Source organism: Lacibacter sp., assembly GCF_035299325.1.
Taxonomy (GTDB): Bacteria; Bacteroidota; Bacteroidia; order Chitinophagales; family Chitinophagaceae; genus Lacibacter.
This window is the reverse complement of sequence record NZ_DATGWT010000022.1, coordinates 279,922-303,259: the sequence shown is the minus strand read 5'-3', so window position 1 is coordinate 303,259 and position 23,338 is coordinate 279,922. Positions and strand designations below refer to the sequence as shown.

At 41.3% G+C, this 23,338-nt stretch carries 20 protein-coding genes; 6 read left to right on the top strand and 14 right to left on the bottom strand.

The window, feature by feature from the left end:
- Positions 1–205: 205 nt before the first annotated feature.
- Positions 206–547: a hypothetical protein gene (locus VK159_RS13225; protein WP_324230621.1), complete on the top strand. Its 342-nt coding sequence runs from the start codon at positions 206–208 to the stop codon at positions 545–547.
- A gap of 571 nt (positions 548–1,118) precedes the next feature.
- On the opposite strand, the gene VK159_RS13220 is transcribed toward VK159_RS13225, so the two are convergent.
- The 4 genes from VK159_RS13220 to VK159_RS13205 all read right to left on the bottom strand — a co-directional run bounded on the left by VK159_RS13220 (position 1,119) and on the right by VK159_RS13205 (position 5,693).
- Positions 1,119–1,640, bottom strand: coding sequence for a hypothetical protein (locus VK159_RS13220; RefSeq protein ID WP_324230620.1), 522 nt, complete (start codon positions 1,638–1,640; stop codon positions 1,119–1,121).
- A gap of 237 nt (positions 1,641–1,877) precedes the next feature.
- Entirely contained in the window at positions 1,878–2,090 is a 213-nt protein-coding gene (locus VK159_RS13215; protein ID WP_324230619.1) for a hypothetical protein, read from the bottom strand.
- Between the two features lie 22 nt (positions 2,091–2,112).
- Complete coding sequence (gene mqnE / locus VK159_RS13210) at positions 2,113–3,282, bottom strand: aminofutalosine synthase MqnE (RefSeq protein ID WP_324230618.1); 1,170 nt, start codon at positions 3,280–3,282, stop codon at positions 2,113–2,115.
- 134 nt (positions 3,283–3,416) lie between these two features.
- Entirely contained in the window at positions 3,417–5,693 is a 2,277-nt protein-coding gene (locus tag VK159_RS13205) for a M43 family zinc metalloprotease (protein WP_324230617.1), read from the bottom strand.
- Positions 5,694–5,875: 182 nt separating this feature from the next.
- Here VK159_RS13205 and VK159_RS13200 point away from each other — a divergent pair, with 182 nt between their 5' ends.
- Positions 5,876–7,141 (top strand): nucleoside permease, encoded by a 1,266-nt coding sequence (locus tag VK159_RS13200; protein WP_324230616.1) that lies wholly within the window; start codon positions 5,876–5,878, stop codon positions 7,139–7,141.
- Between the two features lie 74 nt (positions 7,142–7,215).
- Here VK159_RS13200 and VK159_RS13195 read toward each other — a convergent pair whose 3' ends face one another.
- Both VK159_RS13195 and rocD read right to left on the bottom strand, forming a co-directional pair.
- Positions 7,216–8,877 (bottom strand): glutamine--tRNA ligase/YqeY domain fusion protein, encoded by a 1,662-nt coding sequence (locus VK159_RS13195; RefSeq protein ID WP_324230615.1) that lies wholly within the window; start codon positions 8,875–8,877, stop codon positions 7,216–7,218.
- Between the two features lie 124 nt (positions 8,878–9,001).
- On the bottom strand, positions 9,002–10,240 hold the full coding sequence (gene rocD / locus VK159_RS13190; protein WP_324230614.1) for an ornithine--oxo-acid transaminase: 1,239 nt from the start codon (positions 10,238–10,240) through the stop codon (positions 9,002–9,004).
- A 186-nt stretch (positions 10,241–10,426) separates the two neighbouring features.
- Between rocD and VK159_RS13185 the strand changes: the two genes are divergently transcribed.
- Positions 10,427–10,912 (top strand): VOC family protein, encoded by a 486-nt coding sequence (locus VK159_RS13185; protein ID WP_324230613.1) that lies wholly within the window; start codon positions 10,427–10,429, stop codon positions 10,910–10,912.
- A gap of 69 nt (positions 10,913–10,981) precedes the next feature.
- On the opposite strand, the gene ispE is transcribed toward VK159_RS13185, so the two are convergent.
- The 4 genes from ispE to VK159_RS13165 all read right to left on the bottom strand — a co-directional run bounded on the left by ispE (position 10,982) and on the right by VK159_RS13165 (position 14,427).
- Positions 10,982–11,833, bottom strand: coding sequence for a 4-(cytidine 5'-diphospho)-2-C-methyl-D-erythritol kinase (gene ispE, locus VK159_RS13180; RefSeq protein ID WP_324230612.1), 852 nt, complete (start codon positions 11,831–11,833; stop codon positions 10,982–10,984).
- 69 nt (positions 11,834–11,902) lie between these two features.
- Positions 11,903–12,499 (bottom strand): bifunctional nuclease family protein, encoded by a 597-nt coding sequence (locus tag VK159_RS13175; RefSeq protein ID WP_324230611.1) that lies wholly within the window; start codon positions 12,497–12,499, stop codon positions 11,903–11,905.
- Positions 12,500–12,637: 138 nt separating this feature from the next.
- On the bottom strand, positions 12,638–13,603 hold the full coding sequence (locus VK159_RS13170; RefSeq protein ID WP_324230610.1) for an electron transfer flavoprotein subunit alpha/FixB family protein: 966 nt from the start codon (positions 13,601–13,603) through the stop codon (positions 12,638–12,640).
- An 80-nt stretch (positions 13,604–13,683) separates the two neighbouring features.
- The gene (locus VK159_RS13165) at positions 13,684–14,427 is read right to left on the bottom strand and encodes an electron transfer flavoprotein subunit beta/FixA family protein (RefSeq protein WP_324230609.1); all 744 of its coding nucleotides are present in this window, start codon (positions 14,425–14,427) and stop codon (positions 13,684–13,686) included.
- 106 nt (positions 14,428–14,533) lie between these two features.
- Between VK159_RS13165 and VK159_RS13160 the strand changes: the two genes are divergently transcribed.
- Positions 14,534–14,845 (top strand): tetratricopeptide repeat protein, encoded by a 312-nt coding sequence (locus VK159_RS13160; RefSeq protein WP_324230608.1) that lies wholly within the window; start codon positions 14,534–14,536, stop codon positions 14,843–14,845.
- A 93-nt stretch (positions 14,846–14,938) separates the two neighbouring features.
- A complete protein-coding gene (tilS, locus tag VK159_RS13155; RefSeq protein ID WP_324230607.1) occupies positions 14,939–16,342 on the top strand; it encodes a tRNA lysidine(34) synthetase TilS in 1,404 nt (467 codons plus the stop codon).
- Between the two features lie 14 nt (positions 16,343–16,356).
- Here tilS and VK159_RS13150 read toward each other — a convergent pair whose 3' ends face one another.
- The 4 genes from VK159_RS13150 to VK159_RS13135 form a co-directional block, all read right to left on the bottom strand.
- Positions 16,357–16,977: a rhomboid family intramembrane serine protease gene (locus VK159_RS13150; RefSeq protein WP_324230606.1), complete on the bottom strand. Its 621-nt coding sequence runs from the start codon at positions 16,975–16,977 to the stop codon at positions 16,357–16,359.
- Positions 16,978–17,110: 133 nt separating this feature from the next.
- Positions 17,111–17,584, bottom strand: a complete 474-nt coding sequence (locus tag VK159_RS13145; protein WP_324230605.1) for a 23S rRNA (pseudouridine(1915)-N(3))-methyltransferase RlmH — start codon at positions 17,582–17,584, stop codon at positions 17,111–17,113.
- 140 nt (positions 17,585–17,724) lie between these two features.
- On the bottom strand, positions 17,725–18,630 hold the full coding sequence (locus tag VK159_RS13140; RefSeq protein WP_324230604.1) for a hypothetical protein: 906 nt from the start codon (positions 18,628–18,630) through the stop codon (positions 17,725–17,727).
- Positions 18,631–18,634: 4 nt separating this feature from the next.
- Positions 18,635–19,897 (bottom strand): CHASE2 domain-containing protein, encoded by a 1,263-nt coding sequence (locus VK159_RS13135; RefSeq protein WP_324230603.1) that lies wholly within the window; start codon positions 19,895–19,897, stop codon positions 18,635–18,637.
- Positions 19,898–19,969: 72 nt separating this feature from the next.
- On the opposite strand from VK159_RS13135, the gene VK159_RS13130 reads away from it, so the two are divergent.
- Complete coding sequence (locus tag VK159_RS13130) at positions 19,970–23,197, top strand: tetratricopeptide repeat protein (protein ID WP_324230602.1); 3,228 nt, start codon at positions 19,970–19,972, stop codon at positions 23,195–23,197.
- Positions 23,198–23,338: the final 141 nt, after the last annotated feature.

Below are 23,338 nucleotides of genomic sequence, written 5' to 3'. Positions count from 1 at the left end.
GTACGAATTTCCGGAAGCGATGTCAAGTATCGGCCAAACCGGCTGTTGCTGTCTGTTGCATTGGGAGTTGCATAAATGTTGTAGCAATAGTTAATGCAACAAAAGAAACTGCAAAAGAAATAGCCCGAAGCTGCAAGTTGTATCTAATTCTGTCGTCTGTAATTGGTAATTTTCAAATCTTCATTAACTATTAAAACAACTTGTCATGAAAATTTTATTCAGCCTCTTATTTATTGTGGGATGCGTTACCGCCAGCTTTGCACAAACCGGAATTGATGGTAACTGGAAAGGAAGCCGTGAAACTCCAAATGGTGTCATTGAAATTACCTACACATTTAAAGTGGAAGGAAACGTATTGAAGGGTACCTGGAAAACACAGTTTGGCGAACGTGAACTGGAAGAAGGAAAAGTGGATGGAAAGAAGTTCAGTTTCAGCGTTTCAATCAATGACCGTAAAATGGAGAGTACCGGTGAACTGGTTAATGAGAATGAAATTGTGTTGAAAAGTACAAGAGGAGAGATGAAGCTTGCAAGAGTGAAACCTTAAGTTTGCCTGAATTGATCAGATTTTTTTGAAGGCGGGCTTTGAATCAGGCCCGCTTTTCTTATGCATTGGAGTAAGGCTGATGTCAGGACGTTGTAACGACATCAGGCATCTATATCATTAAACCTGTATCATCAATCAACACTACTTCGTCTTCTTCATCGTCCGGATGTTCCAATAGTCGTTTAAATTCGTAACTCCCAAAATGGCAAAAGCATAAATGCCCACATAGGTAAACACTGTTTTGGTTTTACTCTTTTCTACTGCAGGGTCCTACAAATCATAAGCTTTGATGGCGATCCATATAAAACACCCAATTCCAAATAACAATTTAAATGAAGGAGTTCGCATAGTTGGTAAATTCAGGTTGTAGGTAACGTTCAGGTATTGCCGAAGGCGGGATATTTTATAACGTCCAGCCTGGTAACTAAAGTTAAATAGAATTACTACAGCTCAATCACCCAAAATGACCGAGCGAAGCCGGTCACCCTGAAGCCGAAGCTGATAAGCGAAACAAATGTTCATGTTTATTACTTCAGCCCCGCTTTTGGCAATACTTTGTTACAGGCAGTTGTCAGCTTACAATACTGAATAAGGTCTTTACTAAAGTCCACTTGCCATTGTCATTTTTATAAAGTCTTATGGATTCTTCCGCACAAAGATTTCCGCAGTAATAGTCATAATAAAGAACACAATACTTTTTGTCCTTTGAAAAGTATGGATAAGAAAATCGATAATGTACTGGCACGAAATCCGTCTTTTGATAAAAGCTTTGAATGTAAGAATTGCTGACGAGTCTTGCACTATCAAAGACGGTGGTTGTCCATACAGATGTTGGCGTATTGTCAAACTGCTTTGCAATAAAGTCAATGTCGTGCTTAGACAAAGCTTTTTGATGGGATGCCGTACGAATAAAGAGATCCTTCCATTTTACCTGTACTGTGTCAACAAGTAGGAACTCTCTCTTGGTTAAAGAACTGTCATCGAGTTGTGCGAAAAATGATTTCAGTTCTGTAATGTCTGGTTGATATATCTTGTCAGCATGAGAACAAGATAAAAAAGCGAGAAAAACAAATGCAGGGAAGAGTCGTGTCATAAGTCTGAGATGCAATAGCAGCCTGTGTCCATAAAATTGCCTGTAACACATAAATATACGCAACCCGAACTATTTCCAAAATATCTAAGTTTTTGATTTTCATGGGTTGCTTTATGCGCTTTTTAGATTGTGGGTTGCACAATTGCTTTAAGGTATTATTTTTTGCGAAAGTATATTACATGAAAAAAGGACTCCTAAAAAAGAAGTCCTTCTCTATTTACTTTTCGAATGCCTGCTTTATTGTTGCTGCTCTTTACCCCGGCGATGTTTCCACCAACGTATTAAATTATCTGCACCCATTACGCCAAACGCAAATATGCCAACATAGATAAATACTTTCTGCTTGTTGGTCATCACCTCGGCAGGATCGAATAGTTGGGATAATTTGAAACCGATCCATACAAAACAGAGCAGTCCAAAAATGAGCCGATATAGTTGTGTTTTATTCATGCATCGGTTGGTTTGCAAAAAATCAATTACTTGAAAAAACTGCTTCCTCTGCCACCGTTACTTCACTGTAGTCTTTCACCACATTGTACAAGGTATCACGCTCAACCGGTTTGCGGTTTACTTGTTTAATGAGCGCAACCAATTGTTCCGTGGTCATGGTAGGCATCTGTTCTTCACTACCTGCCATGCTGTAAATTTTTGTAGTATCGTCAATAGTGCCGTCTATGTCATTCACACCAAAGCTCAACGTCATTTGTGCATTGTGGCGACCAAGCATGGGCCAGTATGCTTTAATGTGCGGAAAGTTATCAAGGAACAAACGTGCAATGGCATACATCTTCATGTCTTCCACAACGGTGCTTTCAGCAACATTGCTCATGTCGTTATCCTGGTTGCGGAACTTCAAAGGAATGAATGTCTGAAAGCCCTTTGTTTCATCCTGCAGGTTTCTTAAACGGCTCATGTGATCAACACGATGCCAGTATTGTTCAATATGTCCGTACAACATGGTTGCGTTGCTGTGCAGTCCGAGTTTATGTGCAGTGGCATGAATATTCAACCAGCCATCTCCATCTACTTTATCGGCACAAATCTTTTCACGGATCTCCGGATGAAAAATTTCAGCACCACCACCGGGAATAGAATCCAATCCATGACTGATCAAAATTTTCAATCCTTCTTCCGCACTCACTTTTGCTTTACGGAACATGTAATCGTATTCAACAGCGGTAAAAGCTTTGATGTGCAGACCGGGGCGATGATCTTTAATTGCCTTCAACAGATCAGCAAAAAACTGCAGATCCATTTTCGGGTGCACGCCACCCACAATATGCACTTCAGTAACAGGAACGCCGTCATATTTTTTCACCATATGCAACATCTGGTCAATACTCAGTTCCCAACCTTCATCACGCTTTGCATAAAGTTTGGAGTAAGAACAGAAATTACAGCTGAACACACACACATTGGTAGGTTCAATATGAAAGTTGCGGTTGAAGTAAGTGGTATCGCCATGCATGCGCTCACGCACAAAATTTGCCAGAGCGCCTAAAAACGGCAGACTTGCTTTTTCGAACAGCAGCACCGCATCTTCTTCACTGATGCGTTGTTTATTATAAATTTTATCGGCTATCTGTTGCAGATCTTCACTGATGCGGTTGCCTTTCAGTATTGCTTCAATTCCTGTTTGCATAATGTTTCTTTGTTTGATGTTGTTGCCAATGTTGGTCGCTGACCAACATTCTATAAAATAAAACAGCGCAACTTTTGGCAAAGTTACGCTGCGATCGGTTTCAAAACGAAATGAGTTATCTGCTATCGAACAGGTTAATTATTGACCTTGATCACCCGGAATGTATCGGTATTCCGTGAACGATAAACGATTTGCACGGTATAGATGCCGCTGCTCATACTGCCGAGATCAATTTCCTGGTAGCCGGGAGTAGGGATGGAGCCGGGTCTGCCGAGAGCAATGCGCTTCTGCCACACTAACTGACCAACCTGGTTGTACACGTTAATATATTCAATGTTGGCGGGAGGATCGTAATACTGCAATGAGAATCGTTCCCTGAATGGATTGGGGGTAATCATTACACCTTTTGCTTTCAGGTTAGGATTTACATCACGCACCACAATGTTGATATCGTCAATATATAAATTGTTCTCGTAGTTGGTGGTGTTGCGGAATACCACCTGCATATAGGGCGCAGTTGCACCGGAGAAGTCGCCAAGAAAAACACTGTCTCTTCGCCATTCATTGGCATCCGGTATGAAAGCTTCTTCAATGGCAACGTTGCCTGTGGTGATCAGGTCTCGCCCCCATTTTTTATAAACGGAGCGGAGTGTTTGTCCGCAATCATCTGTTACAAATATTTCCAGTGTGTCGGTTGGCACATCTGTCTGGAATGGATTGGTGAACATAGCTGCAGCCACCTGGAAGGTGAGGAATGCAGAGTCTTTTCCCCGCACTTCAAGTAAGGGAGAATGCATGAAATCCTGGTTGCCGTTTACATCATAATCAAAATTGTTGATGAACATCGATGCACTGCCTGTTTTAGCAGCGGCGGTGGTGCGTTCCCATGTAATACTGTTATCGGGGTTCATGCGTTGCCACAAAGAAGGAGGGAAGGTTGTTGATTCAAACCCTTCGGTTAATGGTAACGTACCAACAGGAAATACAACACCATCAATGCGTCCGGTATCGTTTGTTAACCGTTGATCGGCATTTCCATTTGGGTTTGATGTGTACACAATGAGATTCGCATTGGTGCCGGGATTTAATGTCATTGGGTTCAACGTAACATCAACCGATGCAAGTGATGCGAGGTTACCTGTCCAGTTTGTAACAACAGGTGTGCCTGTACCAAATCTTGCTGTTATAGTAAGGTTGGTGATATTATCTGTTCCTGCATTGCGGATGGTTACTACAGGACGATACGTATTACTGCAGGTATAAATGAAATTACTTCCGTTGCTGCAAGGCCCGAGTGCTGCATCAATAAACTTTACAAATTTTGCATCACGGTTAAATGTTGCTACAGGTGTACATCCGTTTGAAGAGGCTAATGACTGCATCCACGGAACTGTTGCAAGTGTTGCTTCCATTCGAAGTTGTTGCTGTGTTGTGTACATCACCATTGCACGGTCATCAACATAATCCATATAATTCATCCACATGATGCCCGGAGCTGTTGTTTGGCATGCATCGAGAATTACACTGTCGGCAGCAGGCGCACCAAATGTGCAGTCGAACTGCGAAGGTGTATCGGCAATACCATCATCATCACTGCAACTTTGTGCACCGTCGCAATTGTTGGGTCCCCAGATATGTTCAAGATCAAAAAAGTGACCGATTTCGTGTGTGGCAGTACGGCCCTGGTTATAAGGTGCCACCGCAGTTCCGTTTTTGCCAAATGCCTGGTAATTGTTTACAAAGCCACGTTCATTTAAAGGAACATCAGGCAAGGGTAATGAAGCATAGTAAGCATAACCCAAAAAACCGTCAGGCATTTCACAAACCCAGATGTTTAAATATCTGGACGCATCCCATGCGTCGCTGCCACCTTCACAGGTAAACTTCACAGGATCTGCTTCACCGGGGTCAGATAAAGTTGTAGAAGCAACACGAACAATGCCATTTGTTGCTTCGCCCTGCGGATCTCTTTTCGCTAAACAAAAACGGAGATTGCCTTTGCCAAAACGTGATTTGAATGCAGCAGGTATGCGCACAGAATCAGCGTTAAGACCTCCATAGTCTGCATTCAACACATCTATTTGCGATTGTATCTGAGCGTCTGTTACAAGGCTTGGGTTTGCCAAGATCACATGCACCACCACGGGAATTGTGATGATGGCATTTGTACGTAACAGCTGATTGAATTGATTGAGTTGATCGTAACGGGCAACCACGTTTTGCCTGTTGTTTAACATCCGGGTCTTTAGCTTTGGATCTTTTTTTACCGCTTCGTCAAAAAGAGTTTGTGTGCCACAGCGTTGAAAGCTATTGATACGTTTGGTAGCTGTTGTTTTTTGTTTTTGTGCCGATGTGTATAAACAGCAGGTGCTTATCAATAAAAGGAAGAGAACCGGTTTGATCAACTTCATACAGGATGTTATACTGTGAATGTACGAAGTAGCGCTCAAAATGGTTGCTTCTGTCAAACACAGATTTTAACCGTTTGTGTAAACGTGAAACACTTTGCCGGGCTGTTTTAACAATGGTTCAGATGTTACAAAAACCGTTATCTTTCAAGCTAAATACAAACGTTTAATCAAAACAGTTGTTGATGAATCTTAAATCACGCCTTACGATTTTAAGTTTTTTACAGTTTTTTATCTGGGGTATCTGGCTTATTTCATTGGGGGGCTATATGTTCGCCAATTTTAATAACCCTATTGATCCTAATCTGGGTTCTAAAGTAGGCAACACATACGGTACCATGGGCTGGGCATCGCTGTTTATGCCTGCGTTAATTGGAATTATTGCTGATAAGTATATCCGTGCCGAGATCATGTTGGGCATCAGTCATATTATCGCAGGCCTTGGATTATATTATGCCAGCACGGTTACCAATGCCGGAGATATGTATTGGGCTATCTTCTTTGTAAGTTGTTTTTATATGCCAACTATCGGTTTGAGCAATTCTGTTTCTTACTCATTACTCAGTAGGCAAAACCTCGACATTCAAAAATCATTTGCACCCATTCGTGTGTGGGGCACCGTTGGTTTTATTGTGGCAGAGTGGGCAGTTGACCTGTTGGGCTGGACGCAAAACAACAATCAATTTTATTTTGCAGCGGTGGCAGGTATCATTACAGGTTTGTATTGTTTTACACTGCCACGAATTGAAATAAGTACATCAACTGAAAAGAAATCGTTTGCTACACGTTTGGGTTTAGATGCATTTCAATTATTCAAAAGCCCGATGATGACGAAGTTCTTTTTATTCGCCATGTTTTTGGGTGCTGCATTGCAGATCACAAACATGTTTGGTAATCCTTTCCTTGGCGATTTTGGAAAGACACCGGAGTATGCAGAAAGCTTTGCTGTAAAACATAGTAATATTCTGATATCACTTTCCCAGATATCAGAAACACTGTTTATTCTTGCTATACCGTTTTTCCTGAAGCGTTTTGGCATTAAGCAAGTAATGTTAATCAGTATGGTCGCATGGGTGCTACGCTTTGCATTGTTTGGGTTAGGCAATCCGGGTTCAGGACTTTCGTTGCTTATTCTGTCGATGATCGTTTATGGAATGGCCTTCGACTTCTTTAATATATCCGGTTCTCTCTTTGTTGACAGGGAAGCAAAGCCGGGCATCAGGGCAAGTGCACAAGGTTTGTTTATGTTGATGACAAACGGACTTGGTGCTATCCTTGGTGGACTTTTTGCGGGACAGGTTGTTGATTATTTTACTGATGCTGCAGGTATAAAAGACTGGCCAAACATCTGGTATAGTTTTGCGGCTTATTCACTTGTAATTGCGATACTGTTCTTTGTTACCTTCAAATACAAGCATGATCCCAATTCAATAAGTTCTGTAGAGCATTAAAAGAAAAGCCTCCGTTTATAACGGAGGCTTTTCTTTTCGATGACTGTTCATCTGCAAGGTGACTGCACAACAACTTATCCCTTCTTCACCTCTTTCGCCCATGCATCTTTCAATGTAACGGTGCGGTTGAAGATGAATTTATCGGCTGTTGAATCTTTATCTAAACAATAATATCCTTTGCGTAAAAATTGAAAACGATCAGTGAGTGTTGCTGTTTGAATAGCAGGTTCAGCATAACCTTTCACCACCGTTAGTGAATTAGGGTTGATGTATTCTTTAAAGTCACCCTCTTCGCTTGCAGGATTTTCAACTCTGAATAACCGATCATATTCTCTCACTTCCACTTCCACAGCATCGGCAGCGTTTACCCAATGCAGAGTTCCTTTTACACTGATGCCGCTTGTATCACTTCCGCTTTTACTTTCAGGAATATAACTGCAATGAATAGCTGCTATTGATCCATCTTCATTCTTCACTACTTCATCACACTTGATGATGTAAGCACTTTTCAAACGCACCATTTGCCCGGGAGCAAGACGGAAATATTTCTTTGGTGCCACCTCCATAAAGTCATCTGCTTCGATCAATATTTCACGGCTGAATGGTAATGATCGTGTACCTGTTGTTGTGTCTTCAGGATTATTTTCTGAATGAAGTGTTTCTGTTTGTCCTTCAGGATAATTTGTGATGATCACTTTGATCGGATTGAACACCACCATTCTGCGGAAGGCAATTTTATTCAAATGTTCACGCACACAAAACTCAAGTAAACTGAATTCGATGAGGTTATCACGTTTTGCCACACCCACACGTTCTGCAAAATCACGAATGCTTTCAGGTGTGTAACCTCTGCGGCGTAAACCACTGATGGTGGGCATGCGTGGATCATCCCAACCGGTTACATGTTTGTCGTTTACCAGTTGTAATAATTTGCGTTTGCTCATCACCGTATAGTTCAGGTTGAGCCTTGCAAATTCATATTGCTTTGATGGGAATATTTCTAGTTTTTCAATACACCAATCATACAACGGACGATGAGGAATAAATTCCAATGTGCAGATGGAGTGAGTGATCTTTTCAATGGAATCACTTTGTCCGTGTGCAAAATCATACATAGGGTAAATGCACCATGCATCACCTGTGCGGTGATGATGTGCGTGTTTGATGCGATAAAGGAGCGGATCACGCAGGTGCATATTAGGTGATGTCATATCGATCTTTGCACGTAATACTTTTTCGCCGTCTTTGTATTTGCCTGCACGCATGTCTGCAAACAGTTGAAGATTTTCTTCTACACTGCGTTCGCTGTATTGGTTGCGAACACCCGGTTGAGTAGGCGTGCCCTTTTGTTTGGCTATCTCTTCGCTGCTGCTGTCATCAACATAAGCTAATCCTTTTTCGATCAGCTTTACAGCAAAGCCATACAACTGCTCAAAATAATCAGACGCATAAAATTCATTGGCCCAGGTAAAGCCCAGCCATTTGATATCTTCTTTAATGCTGTCAACATATTCTGTGTCTTCAGTTACCGGGTTGGTATCATCGAAACGCAGATTGGTTTTGCCACCATATTTGATGCCCAATCCAAAGTTGAGACAGATGCTTTTTGAGTGACCGATATGCAGGTATCCATTTGGCTCCGGAGGGAAACGGGTAAGAATAGATTCATACTTCCCGCTTTTCAGGTCTTCTTCAATGATCTCTTCAATAAAATTCAGGCTTTTTTCTTCGCTCATGCTTTCTTCAATTGAGGTGCAAAAATAAGGTTTCTAAGGCAGCCGGTAGATATAAGTAAATAGCCGATAGTCAGTTGCCGGGTGTCTTGGGCTTCTAACTATTGGCTATCGGCTATTGACTTTATTATTGAAGCACCTGCAAGCTCTTTCTAATGATCTCAACACATTCATGAATCTGTTCTTCTGTAATCACCAATGGTGGAGCAAAACGGATTTTATCACCATGTGTAGGTTTTGCCAGTAAACCATTTTCTTTCATTTCCATACAAAGATCCCATGCTGCTTCGGGGTTGCTGTGTTTGATCACAATGGCATTCAATAAACCTTTACCACGAACCAAACTGATGAAAGGAGAATTAAGTTTTTCAATTTCATCTCTCAATAATTGTCCGAGTTGTTCTGCACGTTCTGCCAGCTTTTCATCTTTCAATACTTGCAAAGAAGTAATGGCGACAGCGCATGCCAACGGATTACCACCGTATGTACTTCCATGTTCACCGGGTTTGATCGTCATCATGATCTGATCATCGGCCAACACTGCACTTACGGGCAACACGCCACCACTGAGTGCTTTACCAAGAATCAAAATATCAGGACGAACATTTTCATGATCGCAAGCCAGCATTTTTCCTGTGCGACAAAGACCGGTTTGTATTTCATCGCCAATAAACAACACATTTGCTTCTACACAATATTTTTTTGCCGTTGACAAGTAACCTTCCGTTGGTACAACCACACCAGCTTCACCCTGGATGGGTTCCACTAAAAAGCCACACACATTTTTATCATGTAATGCTTCGTGCAAAGCTTCCAGATCATTGTAAGGAATTACATGAAAGCCCGGCATGTAAGGTCCAAAGTTTGTGTAGGATGAAGGATCGGTACTGAATGAGATCACCGTACTTGTTCGTCCATGAAAGTTGTGTGCACATACAATGATCTTCGCCCTGTTTTCTTCAACGCCTTTTACTTCATAACCCCAGCGACGTGCTAACTTAATAGCAGTTTCCACAGCTTCCACACCGGTGTTCATGGGCAACACTTTATCGTAACCGAAATACTGCGTGATGTATTCTTCATACTCACCCAATAAATTATTATGAAATGCACGTGAGGTAAGTGTGAGTTTTTGTGCCTGCTCAATCAATGATGCAATAATGCGTGGATGACAATGTCCCTGGTTAACTGCAGAGTATCCACTCAGGAAATCATAGTAACGTTTGTCATCTACATCCCACATAAAAACACCTTCGCCACGTTTTAATACCACGGGCAATGGATGATAATTGTGAGCACCGTATTGTTCTTCCTTATCAATAAAATATTGTGTATTGGCAGATGTTGCTGCAACAGAAGTATGCATAGCGAGAAAATTAAAAATGAAGAATTGAAAATGAAAAATGCAAAAGAGTGATCAGCATGGCTGATCAGAAACAGTGCTGCACAACTTAGTGGTTGAGCAGATCGAGATTTTGCTGGAGAAAGGAATGTTGCTGTTTCATTGCCTTACAAAAATACTGGCTTACTTTCATAAAATAAAATCTGAGTTATGGGCTACACTGTTCCGGCGCAAACCCGCATTGGTCATGTGCATTTAAAAGTTTCGGATATAGAACGTTCATTAGCTTTTTACCACGAACTGCTTGGTTTTGAAATCATACAACGTTATGGTTCGCAGGCTGTGTTTATTTCAGCAGGTGGTTATCATCATCATATTGGTTTGAATACCTGGCACAGCAAAGGAGCAGGCCCCGCACCGGTGAATGTGCCGGGTTTATTTCATACAGCCATTCTTTACCCCACACGAAAAGACCTCGCTGTTATTTTGAAACGTTTGTTGGAAGCAAAATATCCATTAACAGGAGCATCGGATCATGGTGTGAGTGAAGCACTGTACTTAGATGATCCTGATGGAAATGGCGTTGAGCTTTATTGGGATAAACCAAAAGAGCAATGGCCGTTGGATGCAAATGGTGAATTACAAATGGTGAGCGATCGGTTGGATTTGGCGGAGTTGTTGAGAGAAGCGGAGTAAATTCTGTTAAGGGTTATAAGTTAAATGTTATGAGTATGAAACTCCGACAGCGGCTGTTCAAAGTTTTTATTAAATTAATTTGTATAGATAGCTCTCTGGGAATTTTAATTGTGGCATTTCTTTAAATATCCCAAACACCGTACTTCCACTTCCCGTCATACTTGCATACACTGCACCTGCATCATACAGTTGTTGTTTGATGGTTGCAATCTCCGGATGGGCTTTACTTACCGCTTCTTCAAAATCATTGATGAGTTGTTCTTTCCAGGTTTCAATGGGCTGTTGAATAATTGCTTTCAGATCAGGACGAGCTGAACCGTTAATATTCAATTGCGCAAAAGCCCACCCTGTATTTACATGTATTCCAGGATTTACAACTGCAAAATGATAAGCTGATAAATCAAGCTCAACTGCTTCTAACTTTTCACCTCTGCCCGTTGCATAACAAGGTTTATTTACAATGAAGAACGGACAATCACTTCCCAATTGCAATGCATAATCAATCAACTGTTGTGTGGACAAACCCAACTGAAATTTATCATTCAATAACTTCAAAGCAAACGCACCATCAGCACTGCCGCCACCTAAGCCTGCACCCATTGGAATGGCTTTGTGTAAATGCATTTGAACGGGTGGGAGAGAAGGGAAATCTTTTTTGAGTAATTGGTAAGCTTTGATGCAGAGATTGTTTGCTTCGTCGCCTGCGATGGTTAAACCGGTGGATGAGAAAGAAATGTGAGTGGTGAGTGGTGAGTTGTGAGTGTCGTCCGTCGTCTGTCGTCCGTCGTCTCTCTTCACTACTTCCAATGCATCTCTCAACTGCACCGGATAAAAAACCGTTTCCAGGTTATGATAGCCATCTTCCCGTTTATTGAGAATATGTAATCCGAGATTGATCTTACAATTGGGGAAAACGATCATTCGGGAATGAAAAATGAGAAATGAAAAATATTAAATGAAAAAGTAAATGATGCTTTGCAGCATCATCAATTATTTCTTCCTGTTCGACAGCTCATCACGAATAGCAATGGCTCTGATATAGTCTTCCTGCTCCAGTACATCATTGAGCAGGGTTTGCAGTTCTTCGATGCTTAATGCTTTCAGGTCTTCTTTTTCTTCACCGCTGCTGCTCACCTGTGAGCTGCTTACTGCCACTTCTTCTTTTTTCTTCTCTTCATCTTCCATTAAAATACCTGCGCTTTCCAGAATATTCTCGTAGGTATAAATGGGGCAACCGAAGCGTACAGCAAGTGCAAGTGCATCGCTGGTGCGGCTGTCGATCTCCACCGTATCATGGTCAGTAGAGCAAAGCAGTTTGGAGTAGAAGATACCTTCTTGCAGATCGTTGATCACAATTTCATGCAGCTCCACATTAAAGGCCATCATGAAATTCTTCATCAGGTCATGGGTGAGGGGGCGACTGGGTTGCATCCGTTCAAGTGCCACTGCGATGGCCTGTGCTTCAAAACCGCCAATAACGATCGGTAACCGACGCATTCCGTTTACTTCACCTAACACGACGGCATAACTATGCGTTTGGGTGATGCTGTGCGAAAGGGCAACTATTTCCAGTTCTATCTTTTTCATAACCTGTCGGCAAATTTAAGGGCTTTGATTTGAATAAATACTATAAAAGCCGATAGCCTTTAGCCGATATTCGTCAGTAAAATTCTAACAACTTTCAACCAAAGGCTATCGATTAAAGACTATCCACTATCGGCTGACTTAAGCTACTCCTTTGAGTTTCTTTACTTCCTGTATCATTTTCGGGATCACATCAAACGCATCGCCCACAATACCGTAATCAGCAGCTTTAAAGAAAGGTGCTTCGGGGTCTTTGTTGATCACCACAATTACTTTGCTTCGGTTTACACCGGCCAGGTGTTGAATAGCACCACTGATGCCAACGGCCAGGTATAAATTCGGAGCAATGGAACCGCCCGTTTGTCCAACATGCTCATGATGCGGACGCCAATGTGCATCGGCCACTGCACGGCTGCAGGCGGTAGCTGCACCCAGCAAACCAGCCAGTTCTTCCATCATGCCCCAATTCTCCGGTCCTTTTAAACCACGACCACCGCTCACCACCAGCTCAGCTTCACTTAACGGAACCTGTCCGGTTACCTTATTCGTTGCTGTTACTTTTACTTTTGCTGCATCAACCGTTACATTTGAAGCAACTACTTCTGCAATGCCTTCACCGGCTTCAGTTTTATATGAGTTGGGACTTATCGAAAGAATTTTTACCGGAGTGTTCACAGCGATGTGCGCAAATGCTTTTCCGCTGAACACGCCTTTCTTAGCCACAAAGCCATTGCTTGTATCAGGCAAACCAACTGCACCGGCTACCAAACCAGCTTTTAATCTGGCACTCAGTCGGGGAGAAACAGCTTTACCCGTTACGTTATGGGACAGAACGATCACCGTTGCTCCTGCAGCAGTTGCCACATCAGCAATTGCTTTGGCATATACCTGTGCATCTACATGATTTAATGTATCGTTGGCAACATGATGAATTTTTGAAACACCATACTTCCCTAAACCGGCCACATCATCCGCCACAGTTCCTAACAATACGCCTTCAGCACTTGTGCCGAGTTGTTTGGCTAAATGTGCACCATAGGTTAATGCTTCAAACGAAGATTTTTTTACATGACCTTCGGCAGAGTCGATGAATATTAAAACAGACATATCGATATTTTAGTTGTTAGATTTAAGATTTTAGATTGATGATGTGCAGCATTCTGAAATCTGCGATCGCCAATCTGCAATTAGATTACTTTGGCTTCTTCGTGAAGTAACCTAACCAGTTCTCCCACATTCTCCGGATCAACCAGTTTTACACCGGCTTTTGCAGGAGGTAATTCAAATGAAGCAACTGATGTGAGTGCATCTACAGCAACCGGTTCAACTGCTTTCAAGGGTTTTGTACGTGCACCCATAATTCCTTTCATGTTGGGGATACGTTGCTCGGCCATTCCTTTCTGACAACTAACAACAACGGGCAGACTAACCTCGCAGGTTTCTTCGCCACCTTCAATTTCACGATCGATGGTTGCAACAGTGCCATTCAATTCAAACTTGGTAGCAAGCGAAACATATGGTTGATCGAGTAACTCAGCAACCATACCACCAATAGAAGAACCATTGTAATCGATGGTTTCTTTTCCGGTGAAAACGAGGTCATATGCACCTTGTTTTGCGATCTCTGCAATTTGTGCAGCAATGTAAAAACTGTCATGGCTATCGGCATTTACACGAATGGCTTCATCGCCACCCAATGCCAATGCTTTGCGGATGATGGGATCTGCATCAGCCGGTCCAACAGTTACAAGATGAATAACGGTAGAAGGATCTTTTTCTTTCAGTTCAATGGCACGTACCAAAGCATACCATTCGTCGTACGGATTAATGATCCACTGCACGCCATCCTGCGCAAACTTTGTGTTGTTATCGGTGAAGGCTATTTTTGCCGTGGTATCAGGCGTTTTACTGATACAAACTAAAATCTTCATGCAAGCAAATTTTGTATGAGGTTAAAAATAGTTGTTTATGCAACTATACAAAGATAAAGCTTTGTGCTTCACGGCAGCAATATTGTAGCAAAAAATATTTACAGTTATGGAGAGAATTGAACAGTTGAAGAAATTTCTGGAAGCAAATGCCACCGATAGTTTTCTGAAACATGCATTGGCGCTGGAACATGTAAAGCTGGGCGATGATGAAACAGCAAAGCAATTGTTTGAAGAGTTGTTGGAAGCAGAGCCGGGTTATGTGGGTTCCTATTACCATCTCGGTAAATTATTTGAGCGGATTGGCGATAACGACAAGGCCATTGAATGGTACCAGAAAGGAATGGAAGTAGCAAAGGCGAAAGGAGAGCAGCATGCATTGGGAGAATTGAGAGGAGCTTTTGAGGAATTGACGTTTTAGGATTTTTTGTTTCCGGCTGCTGTTCCTTGATTAATCTTTTGTTGCGTCGCACACTTGTACTACTTTGCTCACTTCATCTGTGATTGATACTACATGAATTTACTTTTCCGTTTTCAACAATACATTCAGCAACTCCATCTTTTTCAGCCAAAAGATCAACTACTGCTGGCCGTTAGCGGCGGAGTCGATAGCATTGTTTTGGTTGATCTCTGCCACAAAGCCGGCTACCGATTCAGTATTGCTCATTGCAATTTTCAATTGAGAGGAGAGGAGAGTGATACAGATGAAACATTTGTACAATCGCTGGGCGAAAAATATCATGTAGAAGTACTGGTGAAAAAATTTGATACGGAGCAATATGCAGCGACAAATAAATTATCGATCCAGGAAGCTGCAAGAGCGTTGCGATATACTTGGTTTGAGGAGATGGTCAATCGTCAGTCATCAGTCGTGAATCGTGAAGCGTCAATCGCAGACGCATCCACTCACGACTCACCACTCACCACTCACGTTCCCACGCATCTTCTCACCGCCCATCATGCCGACGACAATATCGAAACCCTTCTGATGAATTTCTTCCGTGGTACAGGTTTGCATGGGCTCACAGGTATTCCTGTTGGAAACGGACATATAAAGCGCCCTTTGTTATCATTCAGCAAACAGGAGTTGTTGGATTATGCTACAGAACATGGTTTGCAGTTCAGGGAAGATTCATCCAATCAATCATCGAAGTACACACGCAATTTTTTCCGGAATGAAATTATTCCTGCCATTGAAAACGTATATCCGCAAGTAAAAACAAATCTCACGGATAACATCAACCGCTTTCTGGAAATTGAACAACTCTATAAACTCTCAACACAAGTCATCATTAAAAAACTGTGCAGAGTAAAGGGCAATGAAGTTCATATTCCTGTAAAGCAATTGCTGCAGTACAAGAACAAGGCATTGATCTACGAGATCATTCATCCTTATGGCTTTTCTGAAAAGCAAATTGATGAAGTTTTGAAATTAGCAGAGAGTGATTCAGGCAAGTACATTGATTCCCCTGCATTTCATTACCGTATCATCAAACACCGGCATTGGTTTATTATCTCGCCAGTTCAATCAGTGGAATCGGCAACGATTATTATTGAAGAAAAAGACGCTGAGGTTTTGTTTGAAGAAGGGCGCTTGACATTCAGGAAAATCGATGTTTCAAAAGTTGAGCTTACTTCACCCAATAACATTGCAATGCTCGATGCAAAAGAAATCGGCTTCCCCTTGTTGCTGCGCAAATGGAAAACAGGTGATTACTTCTATCCACTTGGTATGAAGAAGAAAAAGAAAGTAGCCCGTTTCCTCATTGATGCTAAACTTTCCAAAACCCAAAAAGAAAAAGTTTGGGTGCTGGAAAGTAATAAAAAGATCATCTGGGTGGTCGGCCATCGAATTGATGACCGGTTCAAATTAATTTCTTCAACCAAAAATGTATTGCAGATAAGTTATACTGCTTAAATGAAACTACCTTATCACATTGAGAAGTTCGGATGCATTAACTGATCAAGGAATTGATTAATAATGTCGGGCTCCATAAATAAAGTAAACACAACACCCCAGGCTGCTCCCCATAAATGCGCACTATGATTTACATTGTCGCCACCTTTGCGATCCATGTAAATAGAGTAACCAACATATAGGGCAGCAAAAATAATTGCAGGAACCGGCAGGAAGAAAACATAGATCGTTTGCCAAGGGGCCAACAATATGAACGAAAATAAAACAGCTGTAACTGCACCCGATGCACCAAGACTACGATAACTGTAATTGTTACGATGTTTGATGTAGGATGGTATCTCAGATACAATGATGCCTGCAATATAAAAAAGCAAGTAGCCTGTTTTTCCAATTCGGGGAATGAAAAGGTATTCTTCAACCAATCGGCCAAAGAAATACAAGGTAATCATGTTAAATGCCAGATGCGGAATATCAGCATGTATTAAACCTGAGGTAACAAAACGATAGAATTGTTTTTTCTCCTGTATCATCGGAGGCCAGAAAATAAGGTCGTTGATGATCTTTTCACTGCTGAATGCTGTAAATGAAATAATGACAGTAATAATAATAATGACGACCGTAATTGTAAACTCCATGCTGTATGTTGTTTATTTTCAAAGCTAAATAGAAAAGGCGAATAGACAATCCGCAATTGACAATAGGCAATAAGCAACAGGCAAGTTGCAATACTTCGGGGTGCAATCGTACTTCAAACTTCGTCCCTCGTACTTAACTATGATGGTACTTTTCGTTCCTGTTTATACTGCATGCCCTGTACACCTGTTCAGCAAGTATCAACCGCACTAACTGGTGAGGAAATACCAATGGCGAGAGACTCCATTTGTAATTCGCTCTTTTCATCACCGCTTCATCAATGCCATAGGCGCCACCAATTAAAAACACAAGGTTCTTTACACTTTCATTGCCACGCTTCATAATAAATTCTGCCAGGCCTTCACTGCTGATCTGCTTACCACGTTCATCTAATGCAACGAGGTAATCGTCTTTCTGTAACCAACCGAGAATAATTTCTCCTTCTTTCTTTTTCAGATCAGCTTCGCTCAACATCCCTGAATTTTTTGGCACAGGAATAATGGTCCATTCAACCGGGTAGTAATTAGAGATGCGTTTTGTGAAATCTTCCACACCTGCTTTTACATACGGTTCATGTGCTTTCCCAATACTCCAGAAACGGATCTTCATATGTTCACTTACTAAAAGGTGATTAAGCTATTCGGCGGTAAATTTCGGAAGAACAGAATTGATGGCTTACTTTTTCTTTACACAAAAGAAAACCGGCTGCATTACTGCAACCGGTTTATGAAAAGTCAGGAAAAATAATATTATTGTCCGATAGCATAATCCTTACGGAATGCTTCGAGTGTTTTCTTATACAATTCCAATTCAGGATTTAACTGGGCAGCTTTCTGATAGTAACCATATGCATCGGAATAAAAGCGTGCAGACTCAAGCAGGAAGCCGATCCTGAAGTTTTCTTCAGCAGGCGTTTCTGCACCTTTTTCTGCATTGCGTAATTGTGCTACTAATTTTTCGAATGAAGCTTTATCCCAAACATAAATCACTTTACGTTTTTCAGGATCTTCATTCTTCACATTTACCTGCCAGTAGTAAGGTGTTCCTTTTTTCAGTTTCGATGCGAAATCTGAAATAGGTACAGTTGTTTTCTTAACAACCTTTTGGAAGATGGGTTTTGTTGCTTCAGCTTCATTATAAATGTCGAATGTAAATTCATCGGCATCAGAATAGCATTTCCATGAAACAGGAAACTCACCTGAGTAATAATTAATGGTATCAAGCCTTGAATCGATCCAGATGCTGATATTGGCACGGCTCACCGCACCTACATTGTTCATGTAGCTTTTGCGGTTTTTCTCCGGGCTTCCTTTGGGTGTGGTAAGCTGGTTCCAGATAAATTTCAGGTAGTTTGATGTGATGGAACTTTTGTTTGCCAGGCATGAGTCTTTAAACTGGTCCATGGTATAAGTTCCGGGTTTTGTAATGGAAAACAAACTGCTTTCATTACAAATAATACTGATCAATGAGTTGGCGCCAACAGTAAGTTTTGATTTGTCACCGAGCAGTTTCCCGATCTGTGCTTTGGTGCCTTTACTGTTTTCAACAACAGAAACAGAACCCTTTACAGAGTAAATGAGAAATGAATTTGCTTTTTGCGCCTGGGTTGTAACACTACAAATAGTGAGCAACAGGAGAATGTGGATGTGCTTCATGTTATTAATGTGATTTTGAATGAAAACTGGTTTGAAAACCAAATTTTGTATGTAGCCATACGGCAAGCGCTTCGTAGAAATAGATTATATCGATTGCCAAGATAATCACAATCAGCGATATTTTGGTATCAATTTTAATACTGAACCAGTCGAAACACATGATGCCAACGTAAACCGACAGGATAGCAAAGAATATTTGTGCAAGTTTGGCCACCAGGTGAAACCAGATATGTTCTTCAATATAATAGCGCATGAAAAGTGCCACATGCAGCCAGGCAATCAGGATAGTAATGACCCAAAAGATGCCTGAGGGTATGTCCCTGATATATTTTCCATCGAGTACCATTGAGATGATATTCGCATGGATAACGATCCCGTTCATATCAGGTGTAGATTTGCCGGCAAATTGTTTATTGAGTGGTGTAAACTTCTTGTCTTCAATATTAAACGGATCAGGATTGATGAATCCCATCAATACAATTTTGTCTTTAAAAAGCTCCGGAGCAATATTATCTTCCAACAGGTCCTGACCATCGACCAGCATGTACTGTTCAAGGTTTCGGCTGTAGTGAATTACCTCGTATTCTCTTTTGCGGTTTTTTAATTGCAAAAAAGCAGCACTATCGGCTTTTGCAATAATGGCAGCAGGAAATCCATTATAAGTTTTATCATTAGCTTTTTCAAACGGAGAGAAGTTGCGGATGGTGCCACCTTCTTCTCCAATAAAATTAACATAGCCCCGGTTTGTTGTATAGATACCAAAGTATCCCACATCTTCCGGGATCGCTTTATTTTTCCAATTGATTTTTGATGCAATTACAAGGTTGGGTGTGCTCCCGATGATGTGCCTGAGCAGGGAATCGTTTTGTGGATCTCTTGGACCGTCAAACGTTACATCAAGCCCCATAACTTTTGGTTTTGCCATCCTCAGCTTTTCGATCATCAATGCCAAACCCATCCTGTCTGCATTGCCGATATTCAGGATTACGATCCTGTTATCAATTGGTGTATTCTTATTTTTATTAAGTACCGAATAAGAGATGTCGTTGAAGTCAAGATCCTTTAAAGCCGTTTTAAAAGGGTTGAGGATACTTGTGTTTAATGGTAAAAGTGAAAACAGACCGATAACGATAAACACGGAAAAAGTGGACAGGATGGTATCCCGCTTAAAAAGATAACGCAGGTAAAAATGATAAAGCCATTGATAGGCTCTTTTGATAAACGATGTTGATTTTTTGCCGGTTGGTGGTTTTTGGGGCGAGTGCATTTAGTTTGATACTTGTCTTCTTAAATCTGTTTACCTACTTTCGCCTTCGAATATATGCGAAATTGTAAAGCCTTGCTTATTCTGTGCGTTGCATTTTTTACACTTCACACAGAATTGTTATTAGCTCAGACCCCTGTTACAGCACCTGTGGGTGATACAAGTACCACACCAGTAACAGGGCAGAGTTATGCCATGATACTTGGCATTTCTACCTACCAACATATCCGGCCTTTATCTTATGCTGACAGTGATGCAAGTTTGTTTCGTGATTATTTAAGATCGGCCGGTGCAGGAAGTATTCCGGATGACCGCATGCTTTTTTTGGTGAACGAACAAGCAACATCTGCTAATTTCTGGGTAAAGGGAATGGCCTGGTTGCGACAGAAGAATTTAAAGGCAGGCGATCGCTTATACATTTATCTCGCCGGGCATGGTGATGCCATTAACCAGGATGAATATTTCTTTCTCACCTACGATTGTAACCCCGCCGGTGATAAGAACAATTACATTGTAACCGGCAGTATACAGTTGTACAACTTAAAAAGCCGTATTGCCGAATTGAGTCGTAAGAATGTAGAGATCTATCTGATCATGGATGCCTGCCGCACCAACGAATTGCCCGGTGGTCAGGATGGACAACAGATCTTGAACTCGGCCATTTCAGAACGTAAATCCGGTGAAGTGATCATGTTGGCTACAGGTGCCGGACAGGAATCGATGGAAGATGCTACTATCGGTACCGGACATGGGCTTTTCACCTATTACCTTGTTGATGGGTTGAGTGGATTGGCAGATGGTTACGAAGGAAAGGACGGTATCATTACCCTGGTTGAACTGCGTTCTTATGTTTTATCGAAAGTGCCGGTTGTTGCTGAAAAGAAATACAAACGCAAGCAGGAGCCTTTTATTTGTTGCGATGATGCAGGTAGAAAACATGTAGCCAATGTTGACAGTGCTTATTTGCTGCAATGGGAGAAGAGCAAAAATCTCAATGGCATGACAGAAGGTGAAGGTGTAAACGATATGGTAAGAAATGCCAGGGGAAGAGGGGCAACACTTGCCGATACAAATATTATTCGCATCTACAGCCAGTTTAGCCAATCGATCAAAAACAATAAACTCACCGGGGACAGTTCGGCTAACTTTTACTTTGACCAGTTACAGAAATTTTTTCCTGATGATGTGTTGACGATTGATGCAAAGCAAACACTGGCGGCTGAGTTCATCAACTTTGCGCAACGAAAGATCAATTTATACCTGAGTGGGAAAGATGCTGCCGGTATTCAGCAAATAAGAACACAGCTGGATGATAATGACCGGAGCGAAGAAATTCAATCGGGGATTGAACGTCTTGAATATATTGCCGGGCTTGATTTTGAAAAAGTGGCCATGATGATGAAAAAGGCAATTGATCTTGTTGAGCCTACTGAACAGGCGTTGATCACATCATTGAAAGGGAAATTATATTTCTTCCAGGCAAGAAGTTATTTTGATGGTAAGAATAATGTTACCAACATGCAGGCTGCAAGAGATCTTATCTACCAGGCTTATGCACTGGATAGCAATGCTGCCTATGTTCTTCACACAATTGCATCGTTACAGTTACAGTTAAAAAAACCTGATAGTGCTGTTTACTACAGTTTAAAAGCGATCAGTAAAGCACCGAAATGGCGCTATCCCTATACAACAGCAGCATTTGCTTATACACAAATGAAGCGTTTTGATCTTGCCCGTACTTTTTATGAAAAGGCCATTTCAGTTGACCCGAAAAATGCAGATGCTTATGTTGATCTCGGCTACTTCGAATTTCAACAACGCAGGGTAGAGAAAGCAGAAAACTGGTACCGAAAAGGCTTGCAGCTCGATCCTTCAAATGTTTCGGCACTTAATAACCTTGGCTGGTTAATGAAGGATAAAGGAAAGTATAAAGAGGCCATTGAGTTTTTTAACCAGACTGTTCGCAAAGATTCCTCTTTCGTGTATGCTTACAACGGATTGGCAAGAGTATATGGTGCTATGAAGCGTTACGATTCTGCACGTATCTTTTACCTGCGCAGTGTAAATTATTATCCTGACAAGGCTTATGTGTACGAGTTGCTCGGTAACTTCTTTAAAGAGATCAATCTTGTTGATTCAGCTTTGAATTACTATCACAGCTCCATAAAACTCGATTCGAACTATACCCAACCATATCTTGACCTTGCAAGGTTGCATGAGCAAGGACGACGTCCTGATTCTGCTGCTATTTACCTGCAGAAGATCATCCGCATGAATCCTAAATCGAAAAATGCATACATCAGTCTTGCAACCTTCTACCAGAATTCAAGAATGTATGATTCAGCCAATGTTTATTTTAATAAAGCCATTGATGTGGATGCAGGTGATGCAGGTACGTATAATTCAATTGGTGTTTATTACTACCGGAAGAATCAAACAGATTCAGCAAGGAAATATTTCCTCACCGCAATTAAATACGATACACTTAATTCATCGTTATACAGCAATCTTGCTGCTGTGTATGAACGTACACGCCAATACGATTCGGCTTTACTTTGTTTGAACAGGGCGCTTGCATTAAGTCCCGGCAATGCACAGATCTATAACAGCATTGCATTGTTGTATAAAAAACAGGATAAGCCTGAACTTGCTCTTGAAAATTACAGGCAGGCTTATCAGTTCAATAATGAAAACCTGTCTGTGTTGATTGATATGGCTGACCTGTTCAGGGATATGAGTGAGCCTGATTCATCCATCAGGTATTTGCATGAAGCCATCAGGTTGCGACCAGAGATTGCTGATTTGTATAACAGTGTGGGTGTGGTTTATCTGCGTTACAAACAATATGATTCAGCTAAAGTGTATTTATTGAGAGCTGTTGAGTTAGATAAAACATTATTCAGAGCTTACAATAATCTCGGCAACCTGTTTTATGTTCAGCAACAGTTTGATGAGGCTTTACCGTATTATGAAATGGCATTAAAGATCGATTCTGTTTATGAGAATCCTCTTTTGTTCATTGGCCTCATACATGTTAATACCGGTAAGTACGACAAGGCTGTTCCTTACCTCGAACGTTTGGTGAAAGCAAATTCAAAAAGTGGTTCAGGGTTCTATTATCTTGCTGTTTCTTACGCCGCATTAAAGAATGATGCAAAAGCAATTTCAACACTTGAGAATGCCTTAAAGCTTAAATACGGTGAAGGTGGAGAAGTGTGGAGCCAGAAAGAATTTGCTACCATCCGCAATACGGCTGCGTTTAAAGCTTTGATGTCAAAATATTTCCCGGGCGAGAAATTCTGATCAAATTTATACAGGGTTGCTAACCTTACAATCTAAACGAAAAATTTAAGCAGGTTTTATACAAGGTTGGCAACCCTTACGAAACTGTTTTATGTAAACGGCTGGCCAAAACATTCTCTGTTATCCGAATAGTTGTAAATT

Excerpts from the sequence above, each read along its gene's own strand:
- VK159_RS13225 (WP_324230621.1), top strand. The coding sequence starts at position 206 with ATGAAAATTTTATTCAGCCTCTTATTTATTGTGGGATGCGTTACCGCC.
- VK159_RS13220 (WP_324230620.1), bottom strand. The coding sequence starts at position 1,640 with ATGACACGACTCTTCCCTGCATTTGTTTTTCTCGCTTTTTTATCTTGT.
- VK159_RS13215 (WP_324230619.1), bottom strand. The coding sequence starts at position 2,090 with ATGAATAAAACACAACTATATCGGCTCATTTTTGGACTGCTCTGTTTT.
- mqnE (WP_324230618.1), bottom strand. The coding sequence starts at position 3,282 with ATGCAAACAGGAATTGAAGCAATACTGAAAGGCAACCGCATCAGTGAA.
- VK159_RS13205 (WP_324230617.1), bottom strand. The coding sequence starts at position 5,693 with ATGAAGTTGATCAAACCGGTTCTCTTCCTTTTATTGATAAGCACCTGC.
- VK159_RS13200 (WP_324230616.1), top strand. The coding sequence starts at position 5,876 with ATGAATCTTAAATCACGCCTTACGATTTTAAGTTTTTTACAGTTTTTT.
- VK159_RS13195 (WP_324230615.1), bottom strand. The coding sequence starts at position 8,877 with ATGAGCGAAGAAAAAAGCCTGAATTTTATTGAAGAGATCATTGAAGAA.
- rocD (WP_324230614.1), bottom strand. The coding sequence starts at position 10,240 with ATGCATACTTCTGTTGCAGCAACATCTGCCAATACACAATATTTTATT.
- VK159_RS13185 (WP_324230613.1), top strand. The coding sequence starts at position 10,427 with ATGGGCTACACTGTTCCGGCGCAAACCCGCATTGGTCATGTGCATTTA.
- ispE (WP_324230612.1), bottom strand. The coding sequence starts at position 11,833 with ATGATCGTTTTCCCCAATTGTAAGATCAATCTCGGATTACATATTCTC.
- VK159_RS13175 (WP_324230611.1), bottom strand. The coding sequence starts at position 12,499 with ATGAAAAAGATAGAACTGGAAATAGTTGCCCTTTCGCACAGCATCACC.
- VK159_RS13170 (WP_324230610.1), bottom strand. The coding sequence starts at position 13,603 with ATGTCTGTTTTAATATTCATCGACTCTGCCGAAGGTCATGTAAAAAAA.
- VK159_RS13165 (WP_324230609.1), bottom strand. The coding sequence starts at position 14,427 with ATGAAGATTTTAGTTTGTATCAGTAAAACGCCTGATACCACGGCAAAA.
- VK159_RS13160 (WP_324230608.1), top strand. The coding sequence starts at position 14,534 with ATGGAGAGAATTGAACAGTTGAAGAAATTTCTGGAAGCAAATGCCACC.
- tilS (WP_324230607.1), top strand. The coding sequence starts at position 14,939 with ATGAATTTACTTTTCCGTTTTCAACAATACATTCAGCAACTCCATCTT.
- VK159_RS13150 (WP_324230606.1), bottom strand. The coding sequence starts at position 16,977 with ATGGAGTTTACAATTACGGTCGTCATTATTATTATTACTGTCATTATT.
- VK159_RS13145 (WP_324230605.1), bottom strand. The coding sequence starts at position 17,584 with ATGAAGATCCGTTTCTGGAGTATTGGGAAAGCACATGAACCGTATGTA.
- VK159_RS13140 (WP_324230604.1), bottom strand. The coding sequence starts at position 18,630 with ATGAAGCACATCCACATTCTCCTGTTGCTCACTATTTGTAGTGTTACA.
- VK159_RS13135 (WP_324230603.1), bottom strand. The coding sequence starts at position 19,897 with ATGCACTCGCCCCAAAAACCACCAACCGGCAAAAAATCAACATCGTTT.